A 22482-nucleotide genomic window follows, 5' to 3' on the forward strand; every position below is an offset into this window, starting at 1 on the left:
GATCGATCATAAATCTATGTGTCTGTGAGGGCCCCATCGCGAGCAAGCTCGGCTCCTACAGGATGGCAGCGGTCACATGAACACCGAAAACCTGTAGGAGCAAAGCTTGCTCGCGATGAAGGCCACGCGGTCTCAAGCCTGGTCCAGCGCCACACCCGCGCCAACAAGCCCGGAATACGGCGCCGTCACCAGCCACACCGGAATCCCCTTGAAGTAATCGCTCATGCAGCCCTTGTCGGCAAAACACCGGGCGAAACCGCTTTCAAGGAAGAAGTCGGCAAACCGCGGAATCACGCCACCGACGATAAAAACGCCACCGCGCGCGCCCGTGGTGAGCACGTTGTTGCCCGCCACGCGACCCAGCCAGCAGCAGAACTGCTCCAGCACTTCCAGCGCAATCGGATCGCCCGCCAAACCGGCCGCGGTAATCGCTTCCGGCGTTTCGAGTACCGGCTCATACCCATCCACCGCACAAATCGCCCGATAGACACGTGGCAAGCCGCTGCCACTCAACGCTGTTTCAGCGCTGACATGCCCGATTTCATTGAAGATGTGCTGCCACAGCTGAGTTTCACGCGGGCTGCTCAACGGCAAATCGACGTGACCACCCTCGCCCGGTAACGCAGCAAAACGGCCCTCGCCCAGGTCGAGCAAGGTGCCGACGCCCAGGCCCGTGCCCGGACCAATCACCACCGCCGGCCGCAACGGTTCCGGTGTGCCTTCGCAAACCACGCGGAATTCACCCGGCTGCAAACGGGTCATGCCCAGCGCCATCGCCGAAAAGTCGTTGACCAGCAGCAGTTGATCGACCTGCAAGGTCTGGCAGAACGCCTTGCGGCTGAGGCGCCAGTGATTGTTGGTGAACTTGAATTCGTCGCCGCTCACCGGGCCGGCCACCGACAGGCACACCGCACCGATCGAACCCAACGCCAGACCGAGCCCGCTCAGGTAGACGCCGATGGCTTCTTCCGGGCTGGCATGATCCGCCGTCGCCAGCACCTGGACCGATTCCAGCTGCTGGTTTTTCCACAACGCGAAACGTGCGTTGGTCCCACCGATGTCACCGACCAAAGCCAGTTTCAATTAAGCGTCTCCAGGGCAGAAGTAAAGGCGCTGGCGCCCTGCTCTGCGGAGCTGAAGGCCATGCGCATGAAACCAAACAGCTCGCGACCGCTGCCAATGTTGTTGGCCAACAGGCCCTTGGCAGGTTCGCGCGCGGCGAATTCGTCGGCGTCCACCTTAAGCTCCAGAGTGCCTTTGACGCCATCGACGCGGATGATATCGCCCTCTTGGACTCGCGCCAAAGCGCCGCCCACGTACGCTTCGGGACTGACGTGAATCGCCGCCGGGATTTTCCCCGACGCACCGGACATGCGCCCGTCGGTGACCAGCGCGACTTTGAAGCCGCGATCCTGCAGCACGCCAAGGAACGGTGTCATCTTGTGCAGTTCCGGCATGCCGTTGGAGCGCGGGCCCTGGAAGCGCATCACCGCGACGAAATCCTTCTCCAGCAAACCGGCCTTGAACGCATCGGCCAGATCCTGCTGATCCTGGAACACCATCGCCGGTGCTTCGACGATCTGGTTTTCCAGCGCGACGGCGGAAACTTTCATGACACCGCGACCGAGGTTGCCTTCCATCACGCGCAAACCGCCCTCTGGAGAAAACGCACGAGCAACCGGACGCAGGATGTTTTCGTCGAGGCTTTCGATCGGGCCTTCGCGCCAGACCAGCTCACCGTTATCGAGGAAAGGTTCCTTGGTGTAGCGGCTCAGGCCATGGCCCAGAACCGTGTTGACGTTTTCGTGGAGCAGCCCGGCTTCCAGCAGTTCGCGGATCAGGAACGACATGCCGCCCGCGGCCTGGAAGTGGTTGATGTCGGCTTTGCCGTTCGGGTAGACGTGGCTCAGGGTCGGCACGACTTCGGAGAGGTCGGCCATGTCCTGCCAGGTCAGTTGAATGCCCGCGGCCATGGCAATGGCCGGCATGTGCAGCGTGTGGTTGGTCGAGCCGCCGGTGGCATGCAGCGCCACGATGGAGTTGACCAGCGAGCGCTCGTCGACGATTTCGCCGATCGGCATGAAGTCGCCGTTTTGCTTGGTCAGGCGCGTGACCTGGTGCGCCGCTTCGCGAGTCAGGGCTTCGCGCAACGGGGTGTTCGGGTTGACGAAAGACGCACCCGGCAGGTGCAGGCCCATGACTTCCATCAGCAACTGGTTGGTGTTGGCGGTGCCGTAAAAGGTGCAGGTGCCAGGGCTGTGGTAGGACTTCATTTCCGATTCCAGCAGCTCTTCGCGCGTGGCCTTGCCTTCGGCGTATCGCTGGCGCACATCGGCTTTCTGCTTGTTGGAAATGCCCGAGACCATCGGCCCGCCCGGCACGAAGATCGTCGGCAGATGACCGAACCGCAGCGCGCCCATCATCAGGCCCGGCACGATCTTGTCGCAGATGCCAAGCATCAGCGCGCCGTCGAACATGTTGTGGGAAAGGGCAACAGCGGTGGACAGCGCGATCACTTCGCGGCTCGGCAGGCTCAGCTCCATGCCCGGTTCGCCCTGGGTCACGCCATCGCACATGGCCGGGGTGCCACCGGCGAACTGGCCGACGGAGCCAATCTCGCGCAAGGCTTTTTTGATCTGTTCAGGGAAGACTTCGTACGGCTGGTGCGCCGAGAGCATGTCGTTATATGACGAAACAATCGCGATGTTGGCGGAGTTCATCATCCGCAGGCTGTTCTTGTCTTCGGTGCCGCAACCGGCCACGCCGTGGGCGAAGTTGGCGCATTGCAGCTTGCCGCGCATCGGACCGTCGCTGGCCGCACCGCGAATGAGCGCAAGGTAAGCCTCGCGGGTTGCGCGGCTGCGGGCGATAAGCCGTTCGGTGACCTCAAGGATGCGGGGATGCATGTGTAGAACTCCAGGCTAACGGATGTGGCGACCTGATTGTCTATGCTGAACAAGAGCCGTTGTTGTTGGGATGACAGACGGTTTTCTTGATCGGTCGGACCAGTTGATTCAGGTCACTCGTTGTAGATTGAACAAAATATTGCCATTAAAAAGGCTTGTTTTCTATTTTTATGCGAATAATCTTGTAATTCCAACAACAAAACGACGGCGGCCCTGTTAAATGACTCTTCGAATCGCAATCAATGGTTTTGGCCGAATTGGCCGCAACGTCCTGCGCGCACTGTATACCCAAGGTTATCGTCAGGATCTGCAGATCGTTGCCATCAACGATCTGGGCGACAGCGCGATGAACGCTCATCTGCTCAAGTACGATACCGTTCACGGCACGTTCGATGCCGATGTCCAGCACGATCAGGAAAGCCTGACCGTCAACGGCGACCGTATTTCCGTCAGCGCCATTCGTAACCCGGCCGACCTGCCGTGGGCCGCGGAAAAGATCGATGTCGTGTTCGAATGCACCGGTTTGTTCACCGACCGGGCCAAAGCCGCCGCGCATATTACGGCCGGCGCACGCAAAGTGATCATCTCGGCCCCGGCCAAAGGCGCCGACGCCACCGTGGTTTATGGGGTTAACCACGACATTCTGCGCCAATCCCATCAGATTATTTCCAACGCGTCGTGCACCACCAACTGCCTGGCACCGGTGGCTCAGGTGCTGCACCGCGAGTTGGGCATCGAAAGCGGTCTGATGACCACGATTCACGCCTACACCAACGATCAGCACCTGACTGACGTCTACCACGTCGATCCTTACCGCGCCCGCTCCGCCACTCAGAACATGATCCCGAGCAAGACCGGCGCCGCTGAAGCGGTCGGCCTGGTGCTGCCGGAACTGGCGGGCAAGCTGACTGGCATGGCGGTGCGTGTGCCGGTGATCAACGTCTCGCTGGTAGACCTGACCGTGCAACTCAAGCGCGAAGCGTCGGCCGATGAAGTGAATGCGCTGCTCAAAGAAGCCGCCCAGCACTCGAAGATTCTGGGCTACAACACCCTGCCGCTGGTCTCCAGCGACTTCAACCACAACCCGCTGTCGTCGATCTTCGACGCCAACCACACCAAGTCCAGCGGCAAGCTGCTCAAGGTACTGGCCTGGTACGACAACGAATGGGGCTTCTCCAACCGCATGCTCGATAACTGCCTGGCGCTGTGCAACGCAGAATAAGGTGGGGCCGCTACCCATGATCGGAATCAGCTTCACGCAAAAGACCGTGGCGGCGCGCAAGCGTATCGCCCTGGTCGCCCATGACCACTGCAAGGTGTTTTTGCTGGACTGGGCCGCGCGGCATAAAGACAAGCTCGCGCAACATGAACTGGTCGCCACCGGCACCACAGGGTTGTTGTTGCAACAACGCCTCGACCTGCCGGTGGAGAGCATGATCAGTGGCCCATTGGGCGGCGACCAGCAACTCGGCGCGCGAATCGCCGAGCAGCGGGTCGACATGCTGGTGTTCTTCTGGGACCCGTTCGAACCGCAGCCCCACGACCCGGACATCAAGGCGTTGCTGCGGGTCGCGGCGGTCTGGAACATTCCGGTGGCCTGCAACGAATGCAGCGCCGACTACCTGCTCAGCAGCCCGCTGATGGATCAGGCGCACTTACATCGCATCCCCGATTACGCGGCGTATCTGCTGGGCCGGGCATAAACCTTCACAAATCAATACTTGACCACTCGAGCGGATGATAAGCATTATCATTCGCTCGAAATGGATCAGGTCTTCCCGTGAGTCAATCGCGCTTCAATCATGTCTTCATCGCCCAGCGGGTTTCGCTGCTGCGCACGTTGGAGCGGATGGTCAACAATCACAGCACCGCCGAAGACCTCCTGCAGGAAACCTACCTGCGCGTGACCCGAGCGCTCAGCGAGCGGGCCATCGATCACCTTGAACCCTTCGTTTTCCAGACCGCTCGCAACCTGGCGCTGGACCATTTGCGTGCACGGCGCATTCAGTCCCGCACGATGCTCGAAGACGTCCCGCCGGACGTGGTGGAAAGCATCGCCGCCCCCGCCAGCAGTGCCGAGGACGGCGCCCATGCCGAACAATTGCTGGAGCGTTTGAACGTGAGCCTCGGTGAACTCAGTGCCCGCCAGCAACAGATCTTCATCCTCAGTCGCCTGCACGGGCACAGTTATCTGGAGATCTCCGAGAAGCTCGGTGTGTCGTTGAGCACCGTGCAAAAGGAGTTGAAGCTGATCATGGCCATCTGCATCGGTGTCGCCGAGCGGTTAAACGGCGACTGAGCACGCCAGGCTTTGCTACCCTTGCCCACTTTCAGGCTTCACTAATAAAACAGCCGTGCAAAGACACTGCCGAGGAAACACCGTGACGGACACCCACCGCTCCCCTCCGCCCTCCCCGGCGCGGGACGCCGCAAGCGCGATGGACCAGGCTTTGGACTGGTTGATCGTCATGGGCAGTCCGAGCGAGGAACAGACTCGACAGTTCCACCAATGGCTGGACGCCGATCTCCTGCATGCCGAGGCATTTGCCAAGGCCCAGGCAATCTGGGATGGCCCGCAAGTCGTTCAATGCGCGCAAAACCTGGCCGCCCTGCCGCCCAAAGTGACTGTGCTGTCGCGCCTGCGCCCACACTGGAAACCGCTGGCCACCGCTGCCGTGCTGATCCTCGGTTTGTTCAGCTTCAGCAATGTGCCGATGCGCCTTCAGGCCGATCACTTGACCGTGGTCGGTGAACGCCAGCGCCTGCAACTGGAAGATGGCTCGAAGGTCCTGCTCAATACCAATTCGGCGTTCTCCAGCACCATCAATGATCAACGGCGTGTCGCCCGCTTGTATCAGGGCGAAGCGTTTTTCGAAGTGCCAGCCCATCTCGGCCAGCCATTGGAAATCGATGCCGGCCCGGTGCAGGCCAGCGTGCACGACACGGCGTTCGCCGTGCGTTACCTCGATGGCGTGACCCAGGTTCGCGTGCAGCGCGGCGATGTCGATTTGCGCGCTACTCGCGACGACGCGCGAATCCGCTTGTCCGCTGGCGAGAGCATCCGCATCGGCCCTAACGGTTTCGACCGGCCCGCCAAGCTCGACGCCGCGACCGACCTGGCCTGGGTCCAGGGCCGACTGGTGTTCGAGAACTGCCCGCTGAGCCAGGTGCTGGCCGAGCTGCGGCGCTACTACCCGGGCTGGATCATCAACACCAACGAACAGTTGGCGGACGTCGCTGTGACCGGCAATTACCGTCTCGACCAGCCGCTGGACGTGGTCCGTTCGCTGGCGCACATCACCTCGGCGCGGCTCCAGGAATTCCCCGCGCTGGTCATCCTGAACTAAATGAGAATTATTTTTACTCGATAGCTGAAGCTCGTACGTCTCGTTATAGCCAATGCAATTGATTCGCATCTTCAGATGCCAATCAGCACCTATAAAGATTCGTGCGACACGGAGCGCTATCGATGTCCTCTCGCCTTACCCGCCACTCCTCTTCACCGTCCCGCGTGCTCTCGCTGCTGACCGCCGCCATCCTCATGGCCGGCAGCGCGCCGCTCATGGCCGCCACCGCCGCCGAGCAACCGGCGCGCAACATGGGCGATTACGCATTCGCCATCCCGCAACAGTCGCTGGTCTCGGCACTCAATGCCTTTACCGCCGTGACGGGCTGGCAGGTCGGTTTGCCGGCCGAACTGGGGCAAGGCGTGGCCTCGCCGGGTGTGCGCGGGTCCCTGTCGCCGGAGAAAGCCCTGGATCGCCTGTTGGTGGGGACCAACCTGAGCTATCGCAAACTGGGCAACAACAACAACAACAACAACAACAACAACAACAACATCGTCCTTGAGAAGCGCCTGAGCAGCGGCGCCCTCAACCTGCAACAGGTGACCATCAGCGCCACCCGCCAGGAACAAAGCGTGGAAAGCGTACCGGGCACCGTCACTGTTCATACCCGCGAAGAGCTGGACCGCAACAACATCAACACCATCAAGAATCTGGTGCGTTACGAACCCGGTGTTTCGGTGGGCGGCGCCGGTCAGCGCGGCGGGATCAGCGGCTACAACATTCGTGGCATCGACGGTGACCGGATTCTGACCCAGGTCGACGGCGTCGAAGTGCCGAACGATTTCTTCAACGGCCCCTACGCCAAGACCCAGCGCAACTACGTCGACCCGGAAATCATCAAACGCGTCGAAATCCTGCGCGGCCCGGCCTCGGTGCTCTACGGCAGCAACGCCATCGGCGGCGCGGTCAGCTATTTCACCCTCGACCCGGACGACATCATCAAGCCCGGCAAAGACGTCGGCGCTCGCCTGAAAACCGGCTACAGCTCCGCCGACGACAGCTGGCTGAAGTCCGCCACCGTGGCCGGCCGCGCCGATCAGTTCGATGGCTTGCTGCATTACAGCCAGCGCGACGGACATGAAACCGAATCCTATGGCAGCAACAACGGCACCGGCCTGGCGCGCACCGCGGCCAACCCGGAGGACGTGCGCACCTACAACGTGCTGGCCAAGATCGGCTGGAACTACAACGACGACTCGCGTTTGGGCCTGACGTATGAAAAGTACAAGGACGACCGCGACACCGATCAGAAAAGTGCCTACGGCGGTCCGTTCGACAAGGGCAAGCCGGCCATTCCGACCAGCATCCTGCCCGGCGGCATGTACCAGTGGCGCACGGGTAACGACACCGTCACCCGCGAGCGTTTCGGCCTGGAACACAGCTTTACCCTCGATAGCCTGCTGGTCGACAACGTCAAGTGGAGCCTGAACCATCAGGTGGCCAAGACCGACCAAAGCACCGAAGAGTTTTACTACCCGATCTCGCGCAAAGTGTTGCGCACCCGGGAAACCCTCTACGAAGAAAAGCAGTGGGTATTCGACGCACAACTGGACAAGGCTTTCAACATTGCCGACACCGAGCACCTGCTGACCTATGGCACCACGATCAAGCAGCAGAAAGTCACCGGCTCGCGCAGCGGCAACGGCACCTGCTACCAGTCTTTTGGTACCTGCCGCGTCGTCGGTGCCGTCAGCCCACTGGATGTCCTGAAAAAATCCAGCGACTTCCCGGACCCGACCGTCAACACCTATAGCCTGTTTGCCCAGGATCAGATCAGCTGGGACAAATGGACCTTCCTGCCAGGCCTGCGCTACGACTACACCGAGCTCAAGCCGCACATCACCCAGGAATTCATGAACACCGTGGCGGCCGATGGCCGCGGCACTGTCAGCAACGACACCAAGACCTGGCACCGCGTGTCGCCGAAATTCGGCCTGACCTACGCCCTGACCGACCACTACACCTGGTACGGCCAGTACGCCGAAGGTTTCCGCACACCGACCGCCAAGGCGTTGTACGGGCGCTTCGAGAACACCACCACCGGTTATCACGTGGAGCCGAATCCGAACCTCGAACCGGAAACCAGCAAAGGCTTTGAAACCGGGTTGCGCGGCAATTTCGAATCCGGGTACTTCGATGTGGCGGTGTTCTACAACAAGTACCGCGACTTCATTAACGAAGACGCGGTCAGCCCCGGTTACGACGAGCTGACCTTCCAGAGTGCCAACATCAAGCACGCCACCATCAAGGGCGCAGAGGTCAAGGGTCGTCTGAACCTCGACGTGTTCGGCGCGCCGCAAGGTCTGTATACCCAAGGCTCGCTGAGCTACCTCTACGGTCGCAACAACGACAACGGCGAACCGATCAACAGCGTCAATCCGCTGACCGGCGTGCTAGGCCTCGGATACGACCAGGACAGCTACGGTGGCTTGCTCAGCTGGACGCTGGTGAAGAAGAAAAATCGCGTCGACGACAGCAACTTCAAGTCGCCGGACGGCGTCAGCAGCCAGTTCAAGACGCCGGGCTTCGGCGTGCTGGACCTGACCGGTTTCTACAAAGTGACCGACGACGTGACTGTCAGCGCCGGGGTCTACAACCTGACCGACAAGAAGTACTGGCTGTGGGATGACGTGCGCGGTTACGACGGCGTCGGCGAGGCTTCGGTCATCAGCCCGGCCAACCTGGATCGCCTGACTCAGCCGGGCCGCAACTTTGCGGTCAATCTGGTCTGGGACATCTGATCCTGCCCACTTCGCTGCGCGGTTTTTATAGAACCGCACAGTGAGGTTTTTTTACGCTCAGGCGTCTTCTTGTTCGTCTCGTTACCAAGCGCCTCTTTTCTTAAAGGATTTCTCATGACTACCCAGGACACTGCTCAACGCCCGGCTTTGCGTTCGCAACGTTTGAACCAGATCACGAACGAGCCACACACCAAACTCGACGCCTTGGTCAAAACCCACGCGCCGTTCGAAACCCAGGCCAACTTCGCCCGTTTCGTGGTTGCACAGTATTTGTTCCAGTCGGAACTGGTGGGGCTGTACAACGATGCAGAACTGATCGCCATCGTTCCTGATCTGGCGGCACGCTGCCGTGCCGAAGCGGCCAAGGCTGACCTGGCCGATCTGGAAACCGAAGTGCCGGCGCCCGTCGCGGGTGCAGTGAAGAACCCGAGCAAGGCCGAAGCGCTGGGTTGGTTGTTTGTTTCCGAAGGCTCGAAGCTCGGTGCGGCGTTCCTGATCAAGCGTGCAATCGGTCTGGGCCTGAGCGAAACCTTCGGCGCCCGTCACCTCGGCGAACCGGCCGGTGGCCGCGCTGAAGGCTGGAAAAGCTTCGTCAAGACCCTGGATGGTCTGGAGCTCACTGCCCAGGAAGAAGCGGAAATGGATAAAGGTGCAATTGCTGCGTTCAACCGCTTCACCGTGTTGCTTGAACAGGCTTACGCCACCACCGCCGAACTCGCCTGAAAACACATACCTGTAGGAGCAAGGCTTGCCCGCGAAGAATGCGCTGCGGTTTTTCAGACAGACCGCGTTATCGTTCTTCGCGGGCAAGCCTTGCTCCTACAGGGTAAGCGTCGACCTTATGACTAGCTCCGCCTCCAAACTGACCCGCATCCTGTTCGGCGCACTGGCCTACATCAGCCTGGCCATCGGCCTGATCGCCATTGTCGTCCCAGGCCTGCCCACCACCGAATTCATCCTGCTGGCCGCCTGGGCCGCGACCAAGAGCTCGCCGCGCCTGAGCGCCTGGCTGGAAAACCACCGCTTGTTCGGTCCGATCCTCAGCAACTGGCGCAACGGCAAGATCGTCGCGCGTCGCGCCAAGGTCAGCGCCACCGTCAGCATGCTGCTGTGCGCCGGACTGATGTGGGTCATGCTCGATCATGGCTGGCCGGTTTACCTCGCCATCGCCGGCATGAGCCTGGGCAATCTTTGGATCTGGTCGCGACCGGAATCAGCACCGCAACCCTTCTGAAGCACACCGCGATTTTTCCCGTTTTACGCCGCTTTTCGGCACATTTTTCCGCGCAAACGTTCAACCATGACCGTTCGTCGGAGCCACCATCATGCAACTTCGCCCCTCGCCGATTGCAGTGAATGGCGCTGAATGGACTTGGCGAACCGGGTCGACCTCGACTCACAGCCAACACCTCATTCATTCGCGAGTTCGTCCTATGTTCGACTCTCTGTCCATCCGCCTGAAAATCGTTCTGCTCTCCGGTCTCTGCCTGCTGGGCGTGGTTGTCCTGATCGTCAGCATGAACTTCTACCAGACCAATCAGAACGATGAACTGGTCAGCGCCTCCAGCCGCAAAATGCTCACCGACAGTGTGCAGGACCTGCTTGAGGCCAAGGCCGCCGAGCAGGCGGTGCGGGTGCAGAAGACGTTCGGCGAAAGCCAGCTGGTGGTGACCGCCCTGGCGGACCAGATCAAGGACATGCGCAACATGGCGGCCAAGCGTTCGCTTGAGGCCGGTGCCCTGCGGGAAGAGTTGAACCAGAGCCTGAAAACCGCGTTCGAGCGCAACAGCAAGGTGCTGGGGATCTGGCTGGCGTTCGAGCCCAACGGCCTGGACGGCAAGGACAGCGAGTTCGCCAATGACGCCGCTCGCCAGTCCAACGAAGCCGGTCGTTTCGCCAGTTACTGGAGCCGTGCCGGCGGTGCCGCGCTCAACACGATCATGGTCGAAGACGACATGACCAAAACCACCTTGAGCCTCAGCGGTACCCCTTACAACAGCTGGTACACCTGCCCTCGCGACAGCAAGCGCACCTGCCTGCTGGACCCGTATGCCGACACCGTCGGCGGCAAGGAAATGCTGATGACCACCATTTCCGTACCCCTGTTGGTGGACGGCAAATCCATCGGCGTGGTCGGTGTGGACATCGCCCTCGATGCCCTGCAGGCAGCGGCTGTCGATTCCCAGCGTGATCTGTTCAACGGCGCCGGGCACATGCTGATTGTCTCGGGCAGCGGCGTGCTCGCCGGGTACAGCGTCGACGCGAGCAAGGTCGGCAAAAGTATCGGCGACACCTTGGGCGCCGAGGGCAAGGATGTCCTGCAGTTGCTCAGCGGTGGCGTACCGAAAATTCTCGAACAAGGCGACTTGATCCGTGCGGTGTACCCGGTCAGCCCAATCAGTGATTCCAAAGCCTGGGGCGTGGTGATCGACCTGCCGAAACAAGTGCTGCTGGCCGATTCGGTGAAGCTGCAAGCGGTCCTCGATGACGCCCAGCAAAGCGGCACGATCAAAGCAGTGCTGGTGGCGGTCGCTGCCGGCCTTGTCGGTCTGTTGTTGATCTGGCTGACGGCATCGGGCGTGACCCGGCCGATCAACAGCGTGGCCGAGATGCTCAAGGCGATTGCCAGTGGCGACGGCGACCTGACGCAGCGTCTGCACTACAGCAAGAAAGATGAACTGGGGGAACTGGTCAGCTGGTTCAACCGCTTCCTCGACAAGCTGCAACCGACCATCGCCCAGATCAAACAGAGCATCACCGACGCCCGTGGCACCGCCGACCAGTCTTCTGAAATCGCCCGCCAGACCAGCGAAGGCATGCAGGTGCAGTTCCGCGAAATCGACCAGGTGGCCACCGCGTCCAACGAAATGAGCGCCACCGCTCATGACGTCGCCAACAGCGCCTCGAGCGCGGCCAACGCGGCCAAAGGTGCGGATCAATCGGCCCGCGATGGCATGTCGATCATCGAACGCAGCACTCGCGACATCAATCAACTGGCCGACGAAGTCAGCAAGGCTGTCACCGAAGTCGAAGCATTGGCGGTGAACAGCGAGCAGATCGGATCGGTGCTGGAAGTCATCCGCAGCATCGCCGAACAGACCAACTTGCTGGCGCTCAACGCCGCCATCGAAGCGGCCCGTGCCGGGGAAAGCGGTCGTGGCTTTGCGGTGGTGGCCGACGAAGTGCGCAACCTCGCCAAACGCACCCAGGACTCGGTGGAAGAAATCCGCCTCGTCATCGAACGCATCCAGTCGGGCACCCGCGGCGTAGTCGCCACCATGCATTCGAGCCAGACCCAGGCCCACAGCAACGCCGGGCAGATCCAGCAAGCCGTGCAAGCCTTGAGCAAAATCAGCGACGCAGTCACCGTGATCAGCGACATGAACCTGCAAATCGCCAGCGCCGCCGAACAGCAAAGCGCCGTGGCCGAAGAGGTCAACCGCAACGTCTCGGCGATCCGCACCGTCACCGAAACCCTGACTGGCCAGGCCACCGAATCGGCGCAAATCAGCAGCCAGCTCAACGCCTTGACCAACCACCAGATGAAATTGATGGATCAGTTCCGGGTGTAGCTCTTCGCTTTTGTAGGAGCGAGGCTTGCCCGCGAAGAATACGCCGCGGTCTTTCAGACAGACCGCGTTATCGTTCTTCGCGGGCAAGCCTCGCTCCTACAGGGGGTGATTTCATCCGGGCAGCCCGTGTTTTGATCTATGATCGAGCTCTCGCTCCGGAGGGCCTTCGATGACTGATTTACTCACGTCCATTCAAGCCGCACTCGGCTTGTCCCGCACCCCGATTCCGTTCACCTCGAGTGGCGCCCTGCCCTCGGCGTTTGCCGTCACCGACCTGGCCTGCGCCAGCATCGCCGCCGCCGGCCAGGCTGCCAGCGAATGGCTGCAGCAGCAGACCGGGCGCTTGCCCAACCTTGAAGTCGACCGGCGCCTCGCATCTTTCTGGTTCGCGACCTCGATCCGCCCCGTCGGTTGGAGCGTTCCACCGCTGTGGGACCCGGTTGCCGGCGACTACGCGACCAACGATGGCTGGATCCGCCTGCACACCAACGCGCCTCATCACCGCGCGGCCGCTGAAAGCGTGCTCGGCGCGTGTGCCGACCGCGCAGACGTGGCGAGCAAGGTTGCGCAATGGGCGAAAACCGATCTGGAACAGGCCGTGATCGACGCCGGTGGCTGCGCCGCCGAAATGCGTACCTGGGCGCAATGGCAAGCGCACCCACAAGGTTTGGCCGTGAACGCCGAGCCGTTGATTCAGTTCAGCGCCGGTAACCCGCAACAGCCGAAACTGTGGAAAGGTTCGGTGGCGCAACCGCTGGCCGGGATCAAGGTGCTGGACCTCACACGCGTGCTCGCGGGGCCCATCGCCAGTCGTTTTCTCGCGGGCCTCGGCGCCGATGTCTTGCGTATCGACCCACCGACCTGGAACGAACCCGGCGTTGTGCCGGAAGTCACGTTGGGCAAACGTTGCGCAAGGCTGGACCTGCACAACCAGGACGATCGAGCCGTGTTCGACAGCCTGCTCAAGGACGCCGACATTTTGCTCCACGGCTACCGCGCCGACGCATTGGACAGGTTGGGTTACGGTGTCGCCGAGCGCCAAATACTGGCGCCCGGCCTGATTGATGTGTGCCTCAACGCCTATGGCTGGAGTGGTCCATGGCAGAACCGTCGCGGCTTCGACAGCCTGGTGCAGATGAGCAGCGGGATTGCCGAGGCGGGGATGCAGTGGAAGAAAGCGGACAAGCCGACGCCCTTGCCGGTGCAGGCGCTGGATCATGCGACGGGGTATTTGATGGCGGCTGCGGCGATTACCTTATTGGGACGTGGTGGGTCAGCCAGATTGTCGTTGGCGCGGACGGCGAAGTTGTTAATTGAAAACGGTGCTGGAACGGATGAAGCGCTGCGGGCTGAAGACGCCAGCGATCAGGGCCTGTTGGTTGAGCAGACGCCATGGGGTCCGGCGCATCGGTTGCAAGTGCCGCTGAAAATCACCGGAACGCCATTGCAGTGGGCACTGCCGGCAGCTGAATTGGGTTCTCATCGCGCGCAGTGGTGGTGACCGTTCTGGCCCCATCGCCAGCAGGCTGGCTCCCACAGTGAATCTGTATCGATCACAAAACCTGTGGAAGCCAGCCAAACCAAATCATCAAAATCAAGACAGTTGATTTATGTCGATCACAAAACCTGTGGGAGCCAGCCTGCTGGCGATGAGGCCGGAACAAACAACTCAATCCATCCGGCTCAGCGATGTCCATAGCAACTGCGCCGCATACCCTCGAAAAGGCCGCCAAGCCTCTGCCCGCCGCAACAAATCCCGAGCCGTCAGCGGTCCACCTTCAAGCGCCGCCAGCGCATTGATAAGCCCCACATCCCCCGATGGAAACGCATCCATCTCCCGCAACTGCCGCAACGCAATGTACTGCGCCGTCCAGTCGCCAATCCCGTGCAACGCCAGCAACCGCGCCACACCGCCCTCACGCCCCGGTTCAAACAGTAACGGATCGTCAAGCAACGCCTGAGCCACACCCGACAACGTCCGGCCACGACTTTTCGGCATGCCCAGCGTCGCCAGATCCGCCTCCGCCAAAACGGACGCTTCAGGAAACACAGACGTGACACCGGGCAAAACAGACGCCAAAGGCTGCCCATACTGCGCCACCAGTTTCCCCGCCAACCGGATCGCCGCGCTCACCGTAATCTGCTGACCCAACACCGCACGGATCGCCAGTTCCAGACCGTCCCACGCCCCCGGAACCCGCAACCCCGGCCGCTCGGCAATCAACCGCGCCATCAACGGATCAGTCTTCAACTGCCGATGGATCGTCGGCAGGTGCGCATCCAGATCAAACATCCGCCGCAGCCGCACAACGATCTCCGGCACCGCCGAAGGATCGGGAAAATCCAGCACCACTTGCAACGCATCGCCCACCACTGGCTTGATCGAAAACGTACCGTGAACACCGTTCAAGCCGATGCTGCGCGAATACACGCCATCGAGCACCGTCTCCATCCCGACCACGGCCCGCGCCGACAAAAAACCCAGCATCGCCGGCCAGTCATAGGGCGGCTGGTACTCCAGCAACAACCTCACAGCGACAGCAAGCCGCTGTACAAACCGTAGGCCGCCAGCCCCGCACCAGCGATCACGCAGGTAAAAATCCCTTTCTCGACATGGGTGAACAACGGTTCGCCCTGCTCATGTTTGGCCTTGGCGAACAGAATCACCCCCGGCGCATACAGCAGCGCCGAGAGCAGCAAATATTTGACCCCGCCGGCATACAACAGCCACACCGCATAACTCAGCGCGATGCCGCCAATCAGCAAGTCTTTGGTGCGCTCCGCCGACGCATGCTCGTAGGTTTCACCCCGCCCGCTCAACAGCACCGCATAGGCCGCCGACCACAGATACGGCACCAGAATCATCGACGACGCGAGGTAGATCAGGCTGGTGTAAGTGCCCTCTGAAAACAGCGTGATCAACAGGAAAATCTGGATCATCACGTTGGTCAGCCACAGCGCATTGACCGGCACATGGTTGGCGTTTTCCTTTTTCAGGAAGGCCGGCATGGTTTTGTCTTTGGCCGTGGCGAACAGGATCTCGGCGCAGAGCAGCGCCCAGGACAACAGCGCACCGAGCAGCGAAATCGCCAGGCCAATGCTGATCAACAAAGCACCCCAGGGCCCGACGATATGCTCCAGCACCGCCGCCAGTGACGGGTTCTGCAGATTGGCCAATTCCGGCTGACTCATGATCCCCAGCGACAACACATTCACCAGCACCAACAGCGCCAGCACGCCGACAAAACCGATGACCGTCGCGCGCCCGACATCCGAACGTTTCTCCGCCCGCGCCGAATAGACGCTGGCGCCTTCGATGCCGATGAACACGAATACGGTGACCAGCATCATGTTGCGCACCTGATCCATGACGCCGCCGAAATTCGGGTTGCTGCGGCCCCAGATGTCACGGGTGAAGATGTCAGCCTTGAACGCCACGGCGGCGATCACGATGAACATGATCAGCGGCACGATCTTGGCCACGGTGGTCAGCTGATTGATGAACGTCGCTTCCTTGATCCCGCGCATCACCAGAAAGTGTACGGCCCACAGCAACACCGACGCGCAGCCAATGGCGATGGGCGTGTTGCCTTGGCCAAACACCGGAAAAAAATAACCGAGGGTGCTGAACAGCAAAACGAAGTAGCCGACGTTGCCCAGCCAGGCGCTGATCCAGTAACCCCAGGCGGACGAAAAACCCATGTAGTCGCCGAACCCCGCCTTGGCGTAGGCATACACCCCGGAGTCCAGCTCGGGTTTGCGGTTGGCCAGCGTCTGGAACACAAAGGCCAGCGTCAGCATGCCCACGGCAGTGATCGCCCAACCGATCAATATCGCGCCAGCATCGGCTCGGGCGGCCATGTTCTGCGGCAAGGAAAAAATCCCGCCGCCAATCATCGATCCCACCACCAGCGCGATCAGTGCACTGAGTCGAAGTTTTTGCGTCGGTTGCGACATCCCAGCGTCTCCTTTTTTCCTTGCACTGAACCTGTGGCGAGGGAGCTTGCTCCCGCTGGACTGCGCAGCAGTCCCTTTTTTTGAGGTCGCTTCGCAACCCAGCGGGAGCAAGCTCCCTTTGCCACAAATGGATAATTTAAATAAATAGGTAAACGGTAATAACGTTAATTCATTCATGGCAATTCACGTCTTTTATTTATAGCCGATACTTCTATAGCCACAGCCGGCAATAGCAGTCTTGTCTGTGGATCCTAATAAATCAATTCGATACTGAAACAGCCGTCAAAAAATTTGCGGAAACGGCAAAACGAACTAGCTTAAAAACTCCAAGCGATACGAGTTATTTCCGCTTGATCTGGTCGAAGGCCTCTGGACAGGGCTTTTCCGGCGATACCGTTATGCCCGGGAAAGATTCATAAGTCTTTCATCAACAATGGAATGTGCCCATGCACTGATCTAAGTCAGCTGATTGAATGGCTAACAGAATTAATCTGTTGTCTCTCTTCTCCTGCATTGGAGTCATGCAATGTCTGAATCCCCCGGAAAATTGAAACTCGGTGCTCTTGTTGCGTTGGTTGTCGGCTCAATGATTGGTGGCGGGATCTTCTCTTTGCCCCAGAACATGGCCGCCAGTGCCGACGTCGGCGCCGTGTTGATCGGTTGGGCTATCACCGCCGTCGGCATGTTGACGCTGGCCTTCGTCTTTCAAACCCTTGCCAATCGAAAGCCTGATCTGGACGGCGGTGTCTACGCCTACGCCAAGGCCGGTTTCGGCGACTACATGGGTTTCTCATCCGCCTGGGGGTACTGGATCAGTGCCTGGCTGGGCAACGTCGGTTACTTCGTTTTGCTGTTCAGCACCCTCGGCTATTTCTTTCCGATCTTCGGCGAAGGCAACACAGTGGCTGCCGTGATAGGCGCGTCGGTGCTTTTGTGGGCTGTGCACTTCCTCGTGCTGCGGGGGATCAAGGAAGCGGCGTTCATCAACCTGGTGACCACTGTCGCCAAGGTCGTGCCGCTGCTGCTGTTTGTGTTGATCGCTGTTTTCGCGTTCAAACTGGACATCTTTACGGCCGATATCTGGGGTGTGAAAAACCCGGATCTGGGCAGCGTGATGAACCAGGTGCGCAACATGATGCTGGTCACCGTGTGGGTGTTCATCGGCATTGAAGGCGCGAGCATCTTCTCGGCCCGCGCGGAAAAACGCAGCGACGTGGGTAAAGCCACCGTGATCGGTTTCATCACCGTGCTGCTGTTTCTGGTGCTGGTGAACGTGCTGTCGCTGGGCATCATGACCCAACCGGAACTGGCCAAACTGCAGAACCCGTCGATGGCCGCGGTACTGGAACACGTCGTCGGTCCATGGGGCGCGGCGTTGATCAGCGTCGGCCTGATCATTTCCCTGCTCGGTGCGTTGCTGTCGTGGGTGTTGCTGTGTGCGGAGATCATGTTCGCCGCCGCCAAGGACCACACCATGCCGGCGTTCCTGCGCAAGGAAAACGCCAACCATGTGCCGGTCAATGCCCTGTGGCTGACCAACGCGATGGTGCAGCTGTTCCTGATCATCACGCTCTTTTCGGCCAGCACTTACCTGTCGCTGATCTACCTCGCCACCTCGATGATCCTGGTGCCGTACCTGTGGTCGGCGGCTTACGCGCTGCTGCTGGCGGTACGCGGCGAGAGTTATGAAAACGCTTTGGCCGAGCGCAGGAAAGACTTGTTCATCGGCGCCGTCGCGTTGATCTACGCGATCTGGCTGATCTATGCCGGCGGCGTCAAATACCTGCTGCTCTCCGCCCTGCTCTATGCGCCCGGCGCGATCCTGTTCGCCAAGGCCAAGCTTGAACTCAACAAACCGGTTTTCACCAACGTCGAGAAGCTGATTTTCGCCGCGGTCGTCGTGGGCGCCCTGGTGGCGGCCTACGGGCTGTATGACGGCTTCCTGACCCTGTAACACCTGATTGATTTGTCATCTGGAGGATCACTGTAATGACCACGGAAAAAGTTAAGTACGGCGTACATTCCGAAGCCGGCAAACTGCGCAAAGTCATGGTTTGCTCCCCCGGCCTGGCCCACCAGCGGCTGACCCCGAACAACTGCGACGAACTGCTTTTCGATGACGTGCTGTGGGTGGCCCAGGCCAAGCGTGACCATTTCGACTTCGTCACCAAAATGCGCGAACGCAACATCGACGTGCTGGAAATGCACAACCTGCTGACCGACATCGTCGCGATCCCCGAAGCACTGGACTGGATTCTGGAACGCAAGGTCACCGCCAATTCGGTCGGCCTCGGTCTGATCAATGAAGTCGGTTCGTGGTTGCGCAGCCTGGAGCCGCGCAAGATCGCCGAGTTCCTGATTGGCGGCGTGTCCGCCGATGACCTGCCGGACAGCTTCGGCGGCAAGACCATTCAAATGTTCCGCGACTTCCTCGGCCACTCCAGCTTCATTCTGCCGCCGCTGCCCAACACCCAGTTCACCCGCGACACCACTTGCTGGATCTACGGTGGCGTAACGCTGAACCCGATGTACTGGCCGGCGCGCCGTCAGGAAACCTTGCTGGCCACCGCCATCTACAAATTCCACCCACAGTTCACCAACGCCGATTTCGAAATCTGGTACGGCGACCCGGACAAGGAACACGGCAGCTCCACCCTCGAGGGCGGCGACGTGATGCCGATCGGTAACGGTGTGGTGTTGATCGGCATGGGCGAACGCTCGTCCCGTCAGGCCATCGGCCAACTGGCGGTGAACCTGTTCAAGAACAAAGCCGTCGAGAAAGTCATCGTCGCGGGCCTGCCGAAGTCCCGTGCCGCGATGCACCTGGACACCGTGTTCAGCTTCTGCGACCGCGACCTCGTCACGATCTTCCCGGAGGTGGTGAACCAGATCGTCGCCTTCACGCTGCGCCCCGACGAAAGCAAACCGGGCGGCGTCGACATCCGCCGCGAAGAAACCAGTTTCCTCGACACCGTGGCCAAGGCCCTCAACCTCAAAGCGTTGCGCGTGGTGGAAACCGGCGGCAACAGCTTCGCCGCCGAACGCGAACAGTGGGACGACGGCAACAACGTGGTGGCGGTGGAGCCTGGCGTGGTGATCGGCTATGACCGCAACACCTACACCAACACTCTGCTGCGCAAGGCCGGTGTGGAAGTCATCACCATCAGCGCCGGCGAACTGGGACGCGGCCGTGGCGGCGGCCACTGCATGACCTGCCCGATCATTCGCGACCCTATCGACTATTAATTCTTGTGCCCTGCTTCGCGCTTATAACGCGTGAAGCAGGCGGATAACCGAAACCCAAGGAGATCCAATCATGGCTTTCAACATGCGCAACCGCAGCCTGCTCTCGCTGATGCACCATACGACTCGCGAGCTGCATTACCTGCTGGACCTGTCCCGCGACCTCAAGCGCGCCAAGTACACCGGCACCGAGCAACAGCACCTCAAAGGCAGGAACATCGCGCTGATCTTCGAAAAAACCTCGACCCGCACCCGTTGCGCCTTCGAAGTGGCGGCCCATGACCAAGGCGCCCACGTCACCTACATCGACCCGGTGTCGTCGCAGATCGGTCATAAGGAAAGCATGAAAGACACCGCCCGCGTGCTCGGGCGGATGTTCGATGCCATCGAGTACCGTGGCTTCGAACAGGACATCGTCGAAGAGCTGGCCAAGTTCGCCGGCGTGCCGGTGTTCAACGGTCTGACCGCTGAATTCCACCCGACACAGATGATCGCCGACACCCTGACCATGCGCGAACACAGCGACAAACCGCTGCATGACATCAGCTATGCCTACCTCGGCGACGCCCGCTACAACATGGGCAACTCGCTGTTGATGATCGGCGCCAAACTGGGCATGGACGTGCGCATCGCCGCGCCGAAAGCGCTGTGGCCCCACGCTGATTTCATCGCCCAGTGCAAAGCCTTCGCCGAGGAAAGCGGCGCACGCATCACCATCACCGAAGACCCGAAAGAAGCGGTCAAGGGTGTGGACTTCATCCACACCGACATCTGGGTGTCGATGGGTGAGCCGGTGGAAGCGTGGGACGAACGCATCGAGCAACTGCTGCCGTACCAGGTCAACGCGAAAATGATGAAGGCTTCGGGCAACCCGCGCGTGAAGTTCATGCACTGTTTGCCTGCGTTCCATAACAGCGAAACCAAGGTCGGCAAGGACATCGCCGCGCGGTATCCGCACCTGGCCAATGGTGTCGAGGTGACTGAAGAAGTCTTCGAATCCCCGGCCAACATCGCCTTCGAGCAAGCGGAAAACCGCATGCACACCATCAAGGCGATCCTGGTCGCGGCGTTGGCGGATATCTAACGGCTGACCTGGCCGCTCCTGCAGGAACACGGAACCTGTGGGAGCTGGCTCGCCAGCGATGGCATCACCTCGGTGTATCTGACAGACCGAGGCGACGCCATCGCTGGCAAGCCAGCTCCCACATTGACCGAGTCCTACCGGGAGACCGAGCCGCTCGCAACTTCTCTGCTTTAGAAGGACTGCATTATGCGTATCGTCGTTGCTCTGGGCGGTAACGCCCTGCTCCGCCGTGGTGAACCCATGACCGCGGACAATCAACGCGCCAACATCCGGATTGCCACCGAGCAAATCGCCAAGATTTACGCCGGCAATGAACTGGTCATCGCCCACGGCAATGGTCCGCAGGTTGGCCTGCTGTCGCTGCAAGCGGCGGCCTACACTTCGGTGTCGCCGTACCCGCTGGACGTGCTCGGCGCCGAAACCGAAGGCATGATCGGCTACATCATCGAACAGGAACTGGGCAACCTGCTGGACTTCGAAGTGCCCTTCGCCACGCTCCTGACCCAGGTCGAAGTCGACGCCAACGACCCCGCGTTCCAGAACCCGACCAAACCCATCGGCCCGGTGTACGCCAAGGCCGAAGCGGAAAAACTCGCCGCCGAGAAAGGCTGGGCGATTGCCCCGGACGGCGACAAATTCCGTCGCGTGGTGGCCAGCCCGAGACCGAAACGCATCTTCGAAATTCGCCCGATCAAGTGGCTGCTGGAAAAAGGCAGCATCGTGATCTGCGCCGGCGGTGGCGGAATCCCGACGATGTACGGCGCCCACGGCAAACTGCAAGGCGTGGAAGCGGTGATCGACAAGGACCTGTGCTCGGCGCTGCTGGCCGAACAGCTCGACAGTGATTTGCTGGTAATCGCCACCGACGTCAACGCCGCCTTCATCGATTTCGGCAAAACGACCCAGAAAGCCATTGCCCAGGCGCACCCGGACGAAATGGAAAAACTCGGTTTCGCTGCCGGCTCCATAGGACCCAAAGTCCAGGCCGCTTGCGAGTTTGCCCGCCATACTGGAAAAGTCGCGGTGATCGGTTCACTCTCGGACATCGAAGCGATCGTCCAGGGCAAGGCCGGCACGCGCATCAGCACGGCGAAACCTGGCATAACTTATTTATAAGGAGAAACGCCAATGGCAACGTTCGAGCCCGGTCATCTGCACATCGAGCGCCACGCGCTGACCCCGGATGATGTCAACTACAACGTGCACCTCGACTATGAGGTCACGCAGGATCCCAAGAAAGGCAAAGGGATGCTGTTCACCCTGCACGGCAGCATGCAGGGAAAGGACATGACGGAGACCTTCTTTCTGGCCAAGGAGGAGGCTTACAACTTCGCCAACAACGTGACGAAAATCGCCGAGAAGTATGGAATCCCGAAGACACACAGCCAGATCGGCTCGATTCACAAGCATTACGATTTAATGTTTGAAGACATCCGGAAGCAGTTGGATATGAAATCCGGCGACCCGGTAAACCTCGAGAACTTCGAATAACCTACGCCCCCTTGTGGGAGCGAGCCTGCTCGCGATAGCAGTGTGACAGTGAACATTAACGTCAACTGACACACCGCTATCGCGAGCAGGCTCGCTCCCACAGGGATCACCAATACCTTGAAATCCCGCGCAGGATTTCAC

Annotated in this window: 18 protein-coding genes and 1 pseudogene; 15 read left to right on the forward strand and 4 right to left on the reverse strand. The window is 60.4% G+C overall.

The window, feature by feature from the left end; genetic code table 11:
- Window positions 1-132: 132 nt before the first annotated feature.
- Both KJF94_RS20000 and edd read right to left on the reverse strand, forming a co-directional pair.
- Complete coding sequence (locus tag KJF94_RS20000; RefSeq protein ID WP_214378157.1) at window positions 133-1083, reverse strand: glucokinase; 951 nt, start codon at window positions 1081-1083, stop codon at window positions 133-135.
- Complete coding sequence (gene edd, locus KJF94_RS20005; RefSeq protein WP_214378158.1) at window positions 1080-2906, reverse strand: phosphogluconate dehydratase; 1827 nt, start codon at window positions 2904-2906, stop codon at window positions 1080-1082. The genes KJF94_RS20000 and edd overlap by 4 nt, the downstream gene beginning before the upstream one ends.
- A 220-nt stretch (window positions 2907-3126) precedes the next feature.
- Between edd and gap the strand changes: the two genes are divergently transcribed.
- The 10 genes and pseudogenes from gap (at window position 3127) to KJF94_RS20050 (ending at window position 14067) form a co-directional block, all read left to right on the forward strand.
- Window positions 3127-4128 (forward strand): type I glyceraldehyde-3-phosphate dehydrogenase, encoded by a 1002-nt coding sequence (gene gap, locus KJF94_RS20010; RefSeq protein WP_214378160.1) that lies wholly within the window; start codon window positions 3127-3129, stop codon window positions 4126-4128.
- A gap of 16 nt (window positions 4129-4144) precedes the next feature.
- Window positions 4145-4609: a methylglyoxal synthase gene (locus KJF94_RS20015; protein WP_214378162.1), complete on the forward strand. Its 465-nt coding sequence runs from the start codon at window positions 4145-4147 to the stop codon at window positions 4607-4609.
- 77 nt (window positions 4610-4686) lie between these two features.
- On the forward strand, window positions 4687-5205 hold the full coding sequence (locus tag KJF94_RS20020) for an RNA polymerase sigma factor (protein WP_214378164.1): 519 nt from the start codon (window positions 4687-4689) through the stop codon (window positions 5203-5205).
- Between the two features lie 82 nt (window positions 5206-5287).
- Complete coding sequence (locus KJF94_RS20025; protein ID WP_214378166.1) at window positions 5288-6253, forward strand: FecR family protein; 966 nt, start codon at window positions 5288-5290, stop codon at window positions 6251-6253.
- A gap of 122 nt (window positions 6254-6375) precedes the next feature.
- Window positions 6376-8994, forward strand: a complete 2619-nt coding sequence (locus KJF94_RS20030; RefSeq protein ID WP_214378169.1) for a TonB-dependent receptor — start codon at window positions 6376-6378, stop codon at window positions 8992-8994.
- A gap of 114 nt (window positions 8995-9108) precedes the next feature.
- A complete protein-coding gene (locus KJF94_RS20035) occupies window positions 9109-9717 on the forward strand; it encodes a biliverdin-producing heme oxygenase (RefSeq protein WP_214378171.1) in 609 nt (202 codons plus the stop codon).
- Window positions 9718-9835: 118 nt separating this feature from the next.
- Complete coding sequence (locus KJF94_RS20040) at window positions 9836-10228, forward strand: YbaN family protein (protein ID WP_214378173.1); 393 nt, start codon at window positions 9836-9838, stop codon at window positions 10226-10228.
- 472 nt (window positions 10229-10700) lie between these two features.
- Window positions 10701-11708: pseudogene (locus tag KJF94_RS30645) on the forward strand (methyl-accepting chemotaxis protein); the annotation flags it as partial.
- A 102-nt stretch (window positions 11709-11810) separates the two neighbouring features.
- Window positions 11811-12566 carry a methyl-accepting chemotaxis protein gene (locus tag KJF94_RS30650; protein WP_375379892.1) on the forward strand — a complete coding sequence of 252 codons (756 nt, stop codon included), beginning with the start codon at window positions 11811-11813 and terminating at the stop codon, window positions 12564-12566.
- Between the two features lie 169 nt (window positions 12567-12735).
- Window positions 12736-14067, forward strand: coding sequence for a CoA transferase (locus KJF94_RS20050; RefSeq protein WP_214378178.1), 1332 nt, complete (start codon window positions 12736-12738; stop codon window positions 14065-14067).
- A 168-nt stretch (window positions 14068-14235) separates the two neighbouring features.
- Here the strand turns inward: KJF94_RS20050 and KJF94_RS20055 are convergent, their stop codons facing one another.
- Window positions 14236-15099: a DNA-3-methyladenine glycosylase family protein gene (locus KJF94_RS20055; protein ID WP_214378180.1), complete on the reverse strand. Its 864-nt coding sequence runs from the start codon at window positions 15097-15099 to the stop codon at window positions 14236-14238.
- Entirely contained in the window at window positions 15096-16523 is a 1428-nt protein-coding gene (gene arcD, locus KJF94_RS20060) for an arginine-ornithine antiporter (RefSeq protein WP_214378182.1), read from the reverse strand. The genes KJF94_RS20055 and arcD (KJF94_RS20060) overlap by 4 nt, the downstream gene beginning before the upstream one ends.
- A gap of 526 nt (window positions 16524-17049) precedes the next feature.
- Here arcD (KJF94_RS20060) and arcD (KJF94_RS20065) point away from each other — a divergent pair.
- From arcD (KJF94_RS20065) to KJF94_RS20085, 5 genes are all read left to right on the forward strand, one after another.
- The gene (gene arcD, locus KJF94_RS20065; protein WP_214378184.1) at window positions 17050-18477 is read left to right on the forward strand and encodes an arginine-ornithine antiporter; all 1428 of its coding nucleotides are present in this window, start codon (window positions 17050-17052) and stop codon (window positions 18475-18477) included.
- Between the two features lie 35 nt (window positions 18478-18512).
- Window positions 18513-19769 (forward strand): arginine deiminase, encoded by a 1257-nt coding sequence (gene arcA / locus KJF94_RS20070; protein ID WP_214378186.1) that lies wholly within the window; start codon window positions 18513-18515, stop codon window positions 19767-19769.
- 70 nt (window positions 19770-19839) lie between these two features.
- Complete coding sequence (locus tag KJF94_RS20075) at window positions 19840-20850, forward strand: ornithine carbamoyltransferase (protein WP_214378188.1); 1011 nt, start codon at window positions 19840-19842, stop codon at window positions 20848-20850.
- A 186-nt stretch (window positions 20851-21036) separates the two neighbouring features.
- Window positions 21037-21966: a carbamate kinase gene (gene arcC, locus KJF94_RS20080; RefSeq protein ID WP_214378190.1), complete on the forward strand. Its 930-nt coding sequence runs from the start codon at window positions 21037-21039 to the stop codon at window positions 21964-21966.
- Window positions 21967-21978: 12 nt separating this feature from the next.
- Window positions 21979-22341: a DUF5064 family protein gene (locus KJF94_RS20085; RefSeq protein WP_214378192.1), complete on the forward strand. Its 363-nt coding sequence runs from the start codon at window positions 21979-21981 to the stop codon at window positions 22339-22341.
- Window positions 22342-22482: the final 141 nt, after the last annotated feature.

Source organism: Pseudomonas hormoni (assembly GCF_018502625.1).
Lineage (GTDB): Bacteria > Pseudomonadota > Gammaproteobacteria > Pseudomonadales > Pseudomonadaceae > Aquipseudomonas > Aquipseudomonas hormoni.